Raw genomic sequence first — 12,427 nt, 5'->3', positions numbered from 1 at the left:
GGGCGCTGGTCTACGTAGTGGATGGCCCCGGCAAGTACCACCCCGTCGAGGTCCAACTCGGCGCGGAAATCGATGACCGCCTCGTCGTTCAAGGCGGGCTGACCGCAGGACAACAGGTGGTCGCCTCGGCACAGTTCCTGGTCGACTCGGAAGCCAGCCTGCGAGGAATCTTGCCTGCACAGTCTCAAGGCAGCAGCGCACAACCAATCAGTGAACAGGGTCCTTCGACCTCTGCTGCTCCGGCGTCCAAAAGCTTTACCGTGCGGGGAGTGGTCGATGAGGTCACACCGACTGAGCTGACTCTGACCCATGATGCCGTGCCTGAACTGAAGTGGCCTGGCATGACCATGCCCTTCAAGCTGGCGAGTCCTGAATTGGCCACGACATTGAAACCCGAGCAGCAGGTCAGGTTCACCTTCCAGCAGCAAGGCAAGGACTTCGTGATCACTGCCGTGGAAAGGATCAAGCCATGATCGCGCGCCTGATCCGCTGGTCGGTGGCGAACCGACTCCTGGTTCTGCTGGCGACCGTGATGCTCACGGCCTGGGGCGTGTGGGGCGTGCGCAGCACCCCCGTGGATGCACTTCCCGATTTGTCGGATGTCCAGGTCATCATCCGCACCTCCTATCCCGGCCAGGCGCCGCAGATTGTGGAAAACCAGGTGACCTATCCGCTGGCCACCACCATGCTGTCCGTCCCAGGCGCCAAGACGGTGCGTGGCTTCTCCTTCTTTGGCGACTCTTTCGTCTACATCCTGTTCGAGGACGGCACGGACCTGTACTGGGCGCGTTCTCGCGTGCTGGAGTACATGAACCAGGTGCAGGGGCGGCTACCCGCCACGGCCAAATCGTCGCTCGGCCCCGACGCCACCGGGGTCGGCTGGATCTACCAATATGCGCTGGTGGACCGCACCGGCAAGAACGATCTCGCCCAGCTGCGGGCCCTGCAGGACTGGTTCTTGAAATTCGAACTCAAGAGCCTGCCCAATGTCGCGGAAGTGGCGTCGGTGGGCGGCATGGTCAAGCAGTACCAGGTGGTGCTTGATCCGATCAAGCTCGCAGCCCAAGGGCTGACCCAGGGGCAGGTGCGTGAGGCCATCATGGGCGCCAACCAGGAAACGGGTGGGTCGGTGCTGGAGTTGTCCGGGGCCGAGTACATGGTGCGCGCCAGCGGCTACCTCAAGACGCTGGACGACTTCCGGGCCATCCCGCTGGTGTCGCGCGCCGGGATTCCCGTGCGCTTGGGTGATGTCGCAACGCTCCAGATCGGGCCGGAAATGCGGCGCGGCATCGCTGAACTCGACGGCGAGGGGGAAGTGGCTGGAGGCGTGGTCGTGCTGCGCTCGGGCAAGAACGCCCAGGAAACGATCCAGGCCGTAAAGGCCAAACTCAGCGAGCTGCAAAGCAGCCTGCCCCAGGGCGTGGAGATCGTCACCACCTACGACCGCAGCGCACTTATCGAGCGGGCGATCCAGAACCTCACCACCAAACTCGTAGAGGAGTTCATTGTGGTGGCGGTGGTCTGTGTCTTGTTCCTCTGGCACCTGCGTTCTGCGCTGGTCGCCATCATTTCTCTGCCTCTGGGGATCATGGCTGCGTTTCTGGTGATGCGCTACCAGGGCATCAACGCCAACATTATGTCCCTGGGCGGCATTGCCATTGCTGTGGGCGCCATGGTGGATGCAGCCGTGGTGATGATCGAGAACGCCCACAAGAAGCTGGAGGCCTGGCAGCACAAGCATCCCGACCAGCAGTTGGTCGGTGAAGAGCGCTGGAAAGTGATCACCGAAGCTGCCGAGGAAGTTGGGCCTGCGCTTTTCTTCTCGCTGCTCATCATCACGTTGTCCTTTGTGCCCGTTTTTACGCTGGAAGCTCAGGAGGGCCGGTTGTTCGGGCCACTTGCGTTCACCAAGACCTACGCGATGGCCGCGGCAGCGGGTCTCTCCGTCACGCTGATCCCGGTCCTCATGGGCTACTGGATCCGGGGGCGCATCCCCGATGAGCAAAAGAACCCGATCACGCGCGCGCTGATCACCGTGTACCGGCCTTGCCTGGAGTGGGTCTTGCATCGTCCTAAATCCACCTTGGTCATCGCCGTGCTGGCGCTAACGACCACGATCTGGCCACTGTCGCGGTTGGGGGGCGAGTTCCTGCCCAGGCTGGATGAAGGCGATCTGTTGTACATGCCTTCAGCGCTCCCGGGCCTGTCGGCGCAACGGGCCACCGAACTGCTGCAACTGAGCAACCGGATGATCAAGACGGTGCCCGAGGTCGAGCGCGTCTTCGGCAAGGCGGGCCGCGCAGAGACCGCCACCGATCCGGCCCCGCTGGAAATGTTCGAGACCACGGTGAAGCTCAAACCCAGAGACCAATGGCGTCCAGGAATGACGCCCGAGGGCCTGATCGAGGAGCTGGACAAGGCCGTCAAAATCCCCGGCCTATCCAACATCTGGATTCCGCCCATCCGTAACCGGATCGACATGCTGGCCACAGGCATCAAGAGTCCCATCGGGGTTAAGGTGACCGGCAACGACCTGAAGGTGATCGATGTGATCGCCGCACAGGTCGAGCAGGTCGCCAAGGGCATTCCGGGAGTGACTTCGTCGTTGGCAGAGCGCCTGACGGGGGGGCGCTATGTCGATGTCCGCATCGACCGCACGGCCGCAGGTCGCTACGGGCTGAACGTGAGCGAAATCCAGGCCGTGGTCTCCGGGGCCATCGGTGGTGAAAACATCTCGGAAACGGTCGAGGGCTTGGCCCGCTTCCCGATCAACCTGCGCTATCCGCGTGAGTGGAGAGACTCGCCCGAACGCTTGGCCCAATTGCCCATCTCCACCCCCATGGGGCAGCAGATCACGCTGGGTACGGTGGCCAGCATCGCCATCACCGATGGGCCACCCATGCTCAAGAGCGAGAACGCCCGCCCATCGGGCTGGGTATATGTCGATGTGCGGGGGCGCGATCTGGCTTCCGTGGCCAATGAGCTGCGCGATGCCGTGAGCCGACAGATCAAGCTGGAGCCCGGGGTCAGCATCACGTACTCAGGCCAGTTCGAGTACCTGGAGCGGGCCAATGCCCGCCTTAAGGTAGTCGTGCCCGCCACCTTGCTGATCATCTTCGTGTTGTTGTACTTGACCTTCTCACGCATGGGGGAGGCAGGACTGATCATGGCGACACTGCCGTTCGCATTGACCGGGGGTATCTGGTTCCTGTACCTGATGAACTACAACTTGTCCATCGCAACGGGCGTTGGCTTCATTGCCCTGGCAGGGGTGGCAGCAGAGTTTGGGGTGGTCATGCTCATCTACCTCAAGCAGGCGCTGGCAGAGAGATGTCCAGACGGCGGGCAACCTACGCTGGAGGAGCTTCTGGACGCCATTCGGGAAGGCGCCGTGCTACGCGTCCGGCCCAAGGCCATGACCGTAGCCGTCATCCTGGCGGGCCTGGTACCCATCGTGTGGAGCAGCGGGACAGGCTCGGAGGTCATGAGCCGCATCGCGGCTCCCATGCTGGGCGGTATGGTGACCGCACCGCTGCTTTCTTTGTTCGTGATTCCTGCAGCCTATGTGCTGTTGCGAAAGCCAATGAGAGTGAAAACAGAGGCATCTGGAGGCTGAACGCTGCGTTGCGCAAGCTGGTGCTAGCGATAAACCAGTTGTTTCTCACTCCCAATCGCGCACGCTTGCATGCTATTTTGCGCACGGTGCAAGCGTCAGGCGTGCAAAATCTGCGGACTGACCGCCCGGAAAGAACAACAGTGGAAATTCGTAAGCGCAACAACGTGCATGTGATCGATGCAATTCGCCCGGACGTCCCCGTGCTCGTCTACGCGCACGGCTTTGGGTGTAGCCAGCATATGTGGCGACACATCACTCCGGCCTTTGAAGGTAAGTGCCACCAGGTCTTGTTCGACTACGTCGGCTGCGGCCAATCAGACTTGGCCGCCTTTGACCCCGTGAAGTACGCAAGTCTGAAAGGCTACGTGCAAGATCTGCTGGATGTATGCGACGCATTGGGCATCGAGCGCGGAGTGCATTTTGTTGGACATTCGGTCAGCGCCAGCATCGGCCTGCTGGCCTCCATCGAGCGACCTATGCTTTTTGATCGCCTGATTCTGGTCGGCCCGTCGCCTTGCTACATCAATCACGCTCCGGACTACCTTGGAGGGTTCGAGCGCCAGGATTTGGAGGGCCTATTGGACCTCATGGACCAGAACTTCATGGGCTGGTCCAGCTACCTCGCACCCATTGTGGCGGGAGCGCCGCAGGCAGACAGTCTGGGCGGAGAGCTGTCCGAGAGTTTCTGCTCAACCGATCCTACGATGGCTCGTATCTTTGCGCAGGCAACCTTCTTTGCGGATACCAGAGAGGAGCTGTCACGCGTGACCCGGCCGAGTCTGATCTTGCAGCATGGCAACGATGCGTTGGCGCCCCATTCGGTGGGGGAATACATGCACAAGAAGCTCAGGGACAGCACGCTGGAAGTGCTGGACGTGACCGGACACTGCGCCCACATGAGTCATCCGCACTTGGTGACGGCCGCCATGCAGCGATATCTCTCCTTAGCGTGAGCGAAACCGAGAGGGCGGAACATGCTGGCGGTTGATGACATCCCTTGCGCGATGATGATCACGGACCCGGTGGGGCACATCGTGCGGATGAACAGGGAGTTCCTTGTCCTGATCGGGGGCACGGAGGCGTTTTGGCTCGGCCACTCCATGGATGAACTGTTGACACCAGCTTCTCGAATTTTCAGCCAGACCCACCTGTTTCCCACGCTGCATCACGCCAAGAGTGCGCGCGAAGTATTCCTCCACCTGCGCGGTGTTGGCGGCGAGACTGTTCCTGTCATGGTCAATGCGGTCAGCAAGCGCCTGGAGACGGGCGACCACATAGTATGGGCCTTTTTTGTGGCCCGCGAACGCAGCCGTTTCGAAGGCGAGTTGATCAAGGCCCGTGCAGAGGCCCAGGGTCTTGCCCAGCGCTTGGCCGCCAGCAATGAACAGGTTGAATTGCAGAATCGCCAGCTTTCGGAACTGAGTCTCTCTGATCCGCTTACAGGTCTTAAAAACCGCCGTGCGCTGGAATTGACCGTGCAAGAGTGGCAACGGACGGCCTCTCGACAGAGTTCCGTGTCGTTGTTGATGGTGGACGTGGACTACTTCAAACGGATCAACGATGCGCATGGCCATCCCGAGGGCGACCGGGTGCTGGTGAACTTTGCTCGCCAGTTACAGGCAGGCGCCCGTGGTTCGGACCTGGTGGCGCGATACGGCGGGGAAGAATTCGTCCTCTGGTTACCTGATGCGGACGCAGAAGCCGCTGCCCGAATCGCGGAGCGGGTGCACAAATGCGCCAGACGGGTTCGCTCATTGGCGGGGCCAGTAACGGTCAGTGTCGGGCTGGCATGTGCAGTACACCAAACCGGAGCGGATTTCCTCGCCCGGCTGCTAAAACGCTCTGATGAAGCTGTTTACAGGGCAAAGGCGCTCGGGCGCAACTGCACAGTGGTTAGTGACTGAGTCACCCAGCCTCGCGCAGCTCACCAGCGTTTGGAATAGTGATAGCTTCCCCCGCAAAGAACGTTCGCGGTGAGACTACTTGGATGGCATGGCTGCTTGGCGGTCCACCATCATTCGCATCATCTGCTCCATCATGGCCATACGGCGCTCCATTTGAGCGTGCATGCCCATCATGCCTCCCATACCCGAGTTTCCGGAGGCTGCAGGCATGGCAGGTTTGGTCTGCGCCCCTTGCTGCATCATTCCCATCCCCATGCCACCAGAACTACCCGCGCCCATCGTGGCCATGCCTGACTGCATGAGCTTCATGTGCTCCTCCATCAGCGCTGAGCGTTCGGCGGGAGTCTTGGCCGCCTGCATTTTTTTGTGCATTTCCTGCATCGCCTTCATCTGACGATCAAAGGCGTCCGGTGCAGACGCGGCAGTGGCTGCCGGGGCAGACTGGGTTGTGACGCCGCCGCTCTGTGCATCTCCGGGGTGGTGGCCTGCGTGTTCGTCCTCAGGTTTTGGCGATTGCGCGACGGCACAGCCTGCCACGAATAGGGTTGTCAACAGCCCAGCGACGATGTTCAGACGCATGATGGTCTCCTTGGTAGTTCAACTGCAGCATGACGACGTACGGTTCGCAGCGCCTTGATTCACATCAACAGAGGTTGTGGACCGAGACGCACAGCAGCAGCCACCGGTTGTTCGGCCCGATGAAGTCCCCACCACGGCGTCTGCTTTGTATCCGGCACGCTCAATTGCGGAGCGAACAAGCTCCACAGTGTCGTCTTCGGCTTGCCCAGGAACGCGGACCTGCCGCGCGGCCACATCGATTTCTACTTCGACGCCCGCCGGCATTGGGGCCTGAGCTATTGCTCGACGAATGCGCTGGGCGCAACCACCGCACGTCATGTCAGGAACATTGAAACGGACCATGTGAGCCTCCTTCAGTTGATTCATGTTTTGACTATGAACCTTGTCACGACGAGAAGGTCAAGCCCATTCGCAAAAATCAACCGGGCGTCAAGATCGAGAGTGGCAGTCGCCAAGGCATGTAAGGCTATGCCGATGCGATCATGCTTGGCGAGTTGCATGCTAAGAGGCTCTTAACGTTTTATCGAGCCGCCTATGGACCTCGCGGACCTGCTTAAGCTGGCTTGAAAGCGCAAGCCATGTGAGGAGCTAATAGATTGGTGTTCTCTATCTCCATCCAAAAATATGGCCCACTACTCCGAACGACCGATGAGAGATCGTCAGCGGACTTCCATAGCGGCAGGACGAGCGACGGCAACCGCTGCAGAACTGCCATTTGGCGCGATTTGGGTTCGGCCCACCTCGCTAAGCAGCCACGCCACCCTCAGCCGGACGACCAGTCCTATCCTGGACATCTCCCCAGGTCGTCCCCCCCTAGAACAGCACCTTCTGCGCACTCGTCAATGCCACAAATCTGTCTCCCAGCGGCTGGAGAATCGCATCTGCAATGGGCTGGAGTTGTTTGACGAGATAGTGCTCATAGTCAATGCGCGAATGCCGCGCCTCCAGAGGTTCGGGGCCGCTCCGCGTCATCACGTACTCGATCCAGCCACCACGCTGGTACTGCTGAGGACGGTTCAACTTCGCGTTGTGTGCGTCAGCAATGCGTGCTGCGCGCACCTGGGGCGGTACGTTGACCTCGTAGGCATCGAGCCGGTGGCGCAGGCGTTTTCGGTAGATGAGCAGCGCGTCCATCTGGCCATCCAACATCGACCGCGCATAGTCGGCCACGAACTTCCGGTAGGGCTCACCGTGGAAGATGCGTGACAGCAAGCCCTCTTGGAACTGGCGTGCCAGAGGGGTCCAGTCGCTGCGGGCCATCTCCAGCCCCCGATAGACCATCTCCTCTCGACCCTCTTCATCGATGCTGAGGCCCGCGTAGCGCTTCTTGCTGCCCACGTCCGAGCCTCGGATGGTGGGCATGAAGAATTTGGCGTAGTGGGTGTCGAACTCGATTTCGAGGAAGTTCTCCAGCTGCTGCTCTTCACGCAGCTTGCGTGTCCACCAGGCATTGATCTCCCGCACAAGGCCGGCCGCAATGGCGTGCGCCTCTACGTTGGGATAGTTGCGTTTGAGCCAGATGAAGATGGAGTCGGTGTCTCCGTAGATGACTTGGTATCCGCGCTGCTCCACGAACGTCCGAGTGAGCTTCATCACTTCATGGCCGCGCAAGGTCACGGCGGATAGCAGCTTCGGGTTGAAGAAGCGGCACTCGGACGCGCCCAGCACTCCGGCGAAGGAGTTCATGAGCAGCTTCAGGGCCTGCGATAGCGGCTGGTTGCGCGCCCGCTTGGCCTCGTCTCGGGCATTCGAGAGTGTGGTCACGATGTCCGGCAGGCAATGCTTCTCACGCGAGAACAGCGTGCCCTGCGGCCCTCGCACGAGTCCGGCCTGGATGTTGGTGCTTTCTCCCTCTGCCAGGCCTACTGGGTCCACTAGGAAGGTTCGGATGATGGAGGGGTACAGGCTCTTGTAGTCCAGGACCACGACGGAATCGTAGAAGCCCGGGGTGGAGTCCATCACATAGCCGCCGGGAAAGGCCTTGGCCGCGATGTCACCCACGTTGGGTGCCACGTAGCCCAGGCGGTGCATGCGCGGCAGGTAGTGGTGGCTGAATGCGGCGATGGAGCCGCCGAAGTGATCTATCTGCAAGCCTGTGGTCTGGGCTCGCTCCAGCACGAACGGCAGCAGTTCCAGTTTGTCGAAGATGCGCAGGACGAGCGCGCAGTCGCGGATGTTGTAGTTGGCCAGCGCGGGCTTGTCTTCCTGGTAGCGCCGCTCGATCTCGGCCATCTTGTCGTAGGCATCTCCGATCTCCTTGCCCTCACCGAGCAGTTTCTGCGAGACCGCTTCGAGGCTGAACGACGGAAAGCTCCACATGCCCGCCCGCAGTGCCTCAATGCCATCGACAACCACGCGTCCGGGCATGGGTGCGAACAGGTAGCCTTGCCGTCCCGGGTGTGTCCGCCATGCGATGGGGCGGCGCTCGCGTCCGAGCAGCAGTTGCACGGAGTTCGCATCAGCGGTCTTTTGCAGCACTCGCAGATCGAACTGGATCACGCTCCAGCCGACGATGACATCCGGGTCATGGTCTGCAAACCAGGCATTGAGCTGCTCGATCATCGCCCTGCGAGTTGAGCAGTACACAAGCCTGAAATCCATCAGTGGTACAGCCGGCGCCGACACCAAAGCTGGCACTGGCGCCTCCCCCAGCATGAAGACCACCCGGTCGCCCGCGCCATCCAACGCGATCGAGTACAACTCCTCGGTCGCGCTCGTCTCAATGTCCAGCGACACCACCTTCAATACCGGGCGCCAACCGGACGCGGGTTTCAACCTGCCGTCGATGATGGTCGAGCCTTCCCGATGGCCTCCATCGACCAGAACACCGGCCGTGATGAACCGCTCCATCAGGTAGCGGTCGTGCGGCCGCACATCCGCTTCGTACAGCGGGACCCCCAGTGGCTGGAGTGCGCGCGCCAGCTTGCCGAGATCGCGGAACCTGCGGGTGTAGACACCGAGAACGGGCTGCTGGTCGAACGTCTTCAGACCGAGTTCCTTCACCTCCAAGCCCTGCAGGTTTGCCATTTGGGCTTGTGCCGTAGCCCAGTGGCGAACAGGCAGGAAGGCGACCGAGGTTTGCTGGGTCAGAAGCACCTTCTTCGGTCCCTCCTCGGTGGCCAGCCAGTATTCGATCTCGGTGCCGTCTGGGAGGTCGCGCCAGTTGCGGGTGAGGATGAAGCCCCGGAGTTCGGCGGGTGCGAGGGCTGAGGACATCAGGTGGAGCGAAGGACGGTGGCGCGCTAATTCTGATGCCTCGGCCGAACAAGGTTAAGAGCTACGAAACACTCTTGCGCATAATACTGATGTTTTGTACAGTATTGTAAAAACCGACACCGAGAAGGCCATGGACAAACCATCCCGTTATGTATTCCGTCCTGCCCGACCAGCTCCCGCCATACTGCGGCGCATTTGGGCGTGGTTCTGAGTCAGCGCAGCGGCGCCAGCGGGCCATGCTGACTTTGGGAAGTCACGCTGCTCAGTCTCTGTGCCGACCGCTTGAGGCGGACATTCGAGTTGGTTTTTAGCAGGGCTGTCGGTTTCGCACTTAAGCGGACCGGATTGTCTCGAGCCCTCGAACGGAGACCATTAGTAGAGAATGGTGACTCAACCATGGAGGGACTTCTGTGAACGTCGTTTTCGCCAACCGCACAGAGAAAAAAGACTTCATCGTAAATGAGATCGAACGGCTTAGCGTTCCCGACCAGGACGTCTACATTGCGGTCGCCTTCTTTACCGAGGCCGGCGTGGTCAAGCGGCTGATTGAGAAAGGCTGTCGTGTTCAGATGGTGGTCCGCCTCGGTTTTCCAACGAGTCCGAGAGCTCTCGAAGAGGTGATGGCGCTGCCGAACCTTCAGCTCAGGGTCTATACCGCGCGCACCTTTCACCCTAAGCTCTATATTTTCGGCGACGAGGTGGCGCTTGTTGGATCGGCCAATCTCACGCATGCCGCAGTCTGGTCTAACCAGGAGGTCGTAGTGCGTGTGGACGCCGAGGATGACCGTTTCACGGAGCTTGCCGCCGTGTTCGACGATTATTGGGACGGAGCGGAAGTGCCAACTCAAGCTCAGTTGAAGCTCTACAAGGAGCTTTACTTGAATTTCTCGAAGCACGAGGATGCGGCCGACGCTCTTGCGCGCGACGTGGCGGAGAAGCTAGGCAACACGGCCCCGACCAACATTAACCGTGGGGAGAAGAAGCGCGGGAAAAAATCCCTTTTCCTCTCGCATTTCCGGAAGACCTATCAAGAGGGAGTCGCCGCCTTCGATGTGGTACGCAAGGTGTACAAAGCTAGTGGCTATCGCAAGGCGGACGAGGCGGATATTCCTCTGAGGCTCGAAATCGACTCATTCATCAGCTTCGTGCGCGAGAAGGTGGCCACTGGCGAGTCTTGGGAGTCGGCCCCGCTACGGACTCCTGCCGAGCAGGAGCCTTTGATCCGAGAGCTCATCGAACGTTGGAAGGCGACGTCGTGGCCCCACTTCGAAGACAAAATCGTAGGCGAAAATTACCCGCGACTCAAACATGTATTTGCCTCCCGCGAGTCGATTATGGCCGCCGATGACGGCGAGCTGTTCGACGGCCTTGCAACGCTGCACTCATTCCACGACAGGTTCCGTTTTTTCGATGGCGGCCTGCCGAGTTGGAAGAAAGTCTTCCCGACCTATAACGACCCGAAGCGAACGAGGGAGACGCTAGCCTACTTGGTCTTCGGGGAGGGCGACATCGTGGAGCGTATGGCGAACGTCGTCTTCGATCCTCGCTACAAGCTCGAAGAATTTGGAAAAGCGAACGTTCAAGAACTCGTCGGCTGGTGCAATAGAGAGGAGCTGCCGATCATCAACAGCAGGACGACCAAGGTGCTGCGTTTTTTCGGGTCGAAGGTGGTCCAGGTCAAATGAATCGAAAACTCGATGGCTAATGGCTAGTTCGAGAAGTCGAGCAAACTTTATCGCATCATGGATCTCGCGCGGGTGTCAGTGACCGGATTAGTTGCCAAGCGGCTGTCGGCCAGTTGAAGAACTGCTCACGCAAGGCAACGTCGTCCGCCAAATGCTTCCTTTAAGTTCTACGAAGGTTTAGTGTCCAAAGCCGCAAAGCAGCTGCCCAGCTTATTCCTCAATTCGTGTTGGACTTCGAGGCTAGACAAGCCTGTAGTACCTTCGCATGCGATCAGGTTCTGCCGACAGAAGTCAGGCCATCCATCCAGATCGTCATCAAGTGCTAGCCATTGCCGGGGCTTTCGGCGCTGGGCGTCTTCTTGGACTTGCACACCCCGGGGGGTGGTGCGGAACATGGACAGGTTCCAGGGATCCACGCCATGGACACGCTTGTGGTACGTCCCACCAATGAAACGGGCACGCAGAGAGGCCGGAAGCCGTTTGAGGGTTGCGCTGTATCCGGGGCTGATGCACCAGGTGCTACTCAGCACCAGAGCGACTGCCGGGTACGGTTCAAGCACCGATTCCAGGATAGGAATCCATTCGAAAAGAGAGTGTCCTGCAGCCTCATATGGGCTCATGTAGATGCCCTTGCGGGGATGCCAGAGCACCTTTTCATGGTGAACAACACCATCAAGGTCTAGGTACAGAACGACGTCCGCGCTGCGTGGGGTAGACGCTGGGAGATACGGGGAGTTCTGGCTAGAGGGCATAGCCGTAGGCATTCTGCATGGTGTGAAGCGGTCAGCGGGTATGGTGACAAGTCCATACAGGGCTCCTGAGTAGCCAAATCCCTGCCTGGGCTTACGAGTAAGCGCCGGATTGAGCTCGTGAGAGCAAGCTCCTTACTAGCTCCAAGCCATCGGGCTCATTGAGGACATCGATGGGTCTCCGATTACCCAATGCTGGGACTACCCCAGTCAGCCAATGGTCTAGCCACGCCCTTGCATCAAAACCGGCTTGCTCTCCTGACTCTGCGAGCATGCCATGTACGAGCACGGTGAGAGTAGCGATGTCATCTTCAAGGGCCATGGCTTGCTCCGTAGAAATGGCTGGAATTCAGTGCGCAACACTGATGGTGCAGTCCTTGGGATTGCGCGTCAAATTTTGAACTTTGTTGGCGGTAGGTCTGAGTCGAAGTTTGTTATTGCCAGGCCATGCCGACTGTTTCTAAGACAACGCCTTCATTCAAGTCACGGACCTTTCCAAAGATGTCTTCGAACGCACCTGGTGCGTAGGCCCATAGGTAGGCACGGTGAGTCTTGCCTGCTCCGGGCTTGAGCATCGCCACAGGTGAATCGCCCCGGTTTTTGAGGAGGCTCAACACTCTGAGAGGATTGAGCCATGAAGAAGACGAACAAGTTCTCGCCCGAGGTGCGTGAGCGCGC

10 protein-coding genes are annotated in these 12,427 nt (G+C 59.7%); 5 read left to right on the top strand and 5 right to left on the bottom strand.

What is annotated here, in order from left to right; all coding sequences use genetic code 11:
* The 4 genes from MRY84_RS11220 to MRY84_RS11205 form a co-directional block, all read left to right on the top strand.
* Nucleotides 1-473: efflux RND transporter periplasmic adaptor subunit (locus MRY84_RS11220; protein WP_291505809.1), on the top strand; the 473-nt coding region annotated here is incomplete at its 5' end.
* Nucleotides 470-3,616 carry an efflux RND transporter permease subunit gene (locus MRY84_RS11215; RefSeq protein ID WP_291505808.1) on the top strand — a complete coding sequence of 1,049 codons (3,147 nt, stop codon included), beginning with the start codon at nt 470-472 and terminating at the stop codon, nt 3,614-3,616. The genes MRY84_RS11220 and MRY84_RS11215, both read left to right, overlap by 4 nt.
* Nucleotides 3,617-3,681: 65 nt before the next feature.
* On the top strand, nt 3,682-4,569 hold the full coding sequence (locus tag MRY84_RS11210) for an alpha/beta hydrolase (RefSeq protein ID WP_233589994.1): 888 nt from the start codon (nt 3,682-3,684) through the stop codon (nt 4,567-4,569).
* A 21-nt stretch (nt 4,570-4,590) separates the two neighbouring features.
* On the top strand, nt 4,591-5,520 hold the full coding sequence (locus MRY84_RS11205; RefSeq protein WP_056419579.1) for a sensor domain-containing diguanylate cyclase: 930 nt from the start codon (nt 4,591-4,593) through the stop codon (nt 5,518-5,520).
* 75 nt (nt 5,521-5,595) lie between these two features.
* Here MRY84_RS11205 and MRY84_RS11200 read toward each other — a convergent pair whose 3' ends face one another.
* From MRY84_RS11200 to MRY84_RS11190, 3 genes are all read right to left on the bottom strand, one after another.
* Nucleotides 5,596-6,099: a hypothetical protein gene (locus tag MRY84_RS11200; protein WP_291505807.1), complete on the bottom strand. Its 504-nt coding sequence runs from the start codon at nt 6,097-6,099 to the stop codon at nt 5,596-5,598.
* Between the two features lie 18 nt (nt 6,100-6,117).
* Nucleotides 6,118-6,441, bottom strand: coding sequence for a heavy metal-associated domain-containing protein (locus tag MRY84_RS11195; RefSeq protein ID WP_291505811.1), 324 nt, complete (start codon nt 6,439-6,441; stop codon nt 6,118-6,120).
* Nucleotides 6,442-6,912: 471 nt separating this feature from the next.
* Nucleotides 6,913-9,315, bottom strand: a complete 2,403-nt coding sequence (locus tag MRY84_RS11190) for a DNA polymerase II (RefSeq protein ID WP_291505806.1) — start codon at nt 9,313-9,315, stop codon at nt 6,913-6,915.
* 410 nt (nt 9,316-9,725) lie between these two features.
* Here MRY84_RS11190 and MRY84_RS11185 point away from each other — a divergent pair, with 410 nt between their 5' ends.
* On the top strand, nt 9,726-11,000 hold the full coding sequence (locus MRY84_RS11185) for a phospholipase D-like domain-containing protein (protein WP_291505805.1): 1,275 nt from the start codon (nt 9,726-9,728) through the stop codon (nt 10,998-11,000).
* 167 nt (nt 11,001-11,167) lie between these two features.
* Here the strand turns inward: MRY84_RS11185 and MRY84_RS11180 are convergent, their stop codons facing one another.
* Complete coding sequence (locus tag MRY84_RS11180) at nt 11,168-11,752, bottom strand: HAD domain-containing protein (RefSeq protein ID WP_291505804.1); 585 nt, start codon at nt 11,750-11,752, stop codon at nt 11,168-11,170.
* A gap of 91 nt (nt 11,753-11,843) precedes the next feature.
* Nucleotides 11,844-12,023 (bottom strand): antitoxin Xre/MbcA/ParS toxin-binding domain-containing protein, encoded by a 180-nt coding sequence (locus MRY84_RS11175; RefSeq protein WP_291505810.1) that lies wholly within the window; start codon nt 12,021-12,023, stop codon nt 11,844-11,846.
* Nucleotides 12,024-12,427: the final 404 nt, after the last annotated feature.

This window comes from Acidovorax sp., assembly GCF_022763525.1.
In the GTDB taxonomy this organism is placed as follows: Bacteria; Pseudomonadota; Gammaproteobacteria; order Burkholderiales; family Burkholderiaceae_C; genus Acidovorax.
Note: the sequence above shows the minus strand (reverse complement) of the source record. Positions and strands in the feature narration are given on the sequence as shown.

Bases quoted from the DNA above. Each gene is read 5' to 3' on its own strand.
- MRY84_RS11215 (WP_291505808.1), top strand. From the start codon at position 470: ATGATCGCGCGCCTGATCCGCTGGTCGGTGGCGAACCGACTCCTGGTT.
- MRY84_RS11205 (WP_056419579.1), top strand. From the start codon at position 4,591: ATGCTGGCGGTTGATGACATCCCTTGCGCGATGATGATCACGGACCCG.
- MRY84_RS11200 (WP_291505807.1), bottom strand. From the start codon at position 6,099: ATGCGTCTGAACATCGTCGCTGGGCTGTTGACAACCCTATTCGTGGCA.
- MRY84_RS11195 (WP_291505811.1), bottom strand. From the start codon at position 6,441: ATGGTCCGTTTCAATGTTCCTGACATGACGTGCGGTGGTTGCGCCCAG.
- MRY84_RS11190 (WP_291505806.1), bottom strand. From the start codon at position 9,315: ATGTCCTCAGCCCTCGCACCCGCCGAACTCCGGGGCTTCATCCTCACC.
- MRY84_RS11180 (WP_291505804.1), bottom strand. From the start codon at position 11,752: ATGCCCTCTAGCCAGAACTCCCCGTATCTCCCAGCGTCTACCCCACGC.
- MRY84_RS11175 (WP_291505810.1), bottom strand. From the start codon at position 12,023: ATGCTCGCAGAGTCAGGAGAGCAAGCCGGTTTTGATGCAAGGGCGTGG.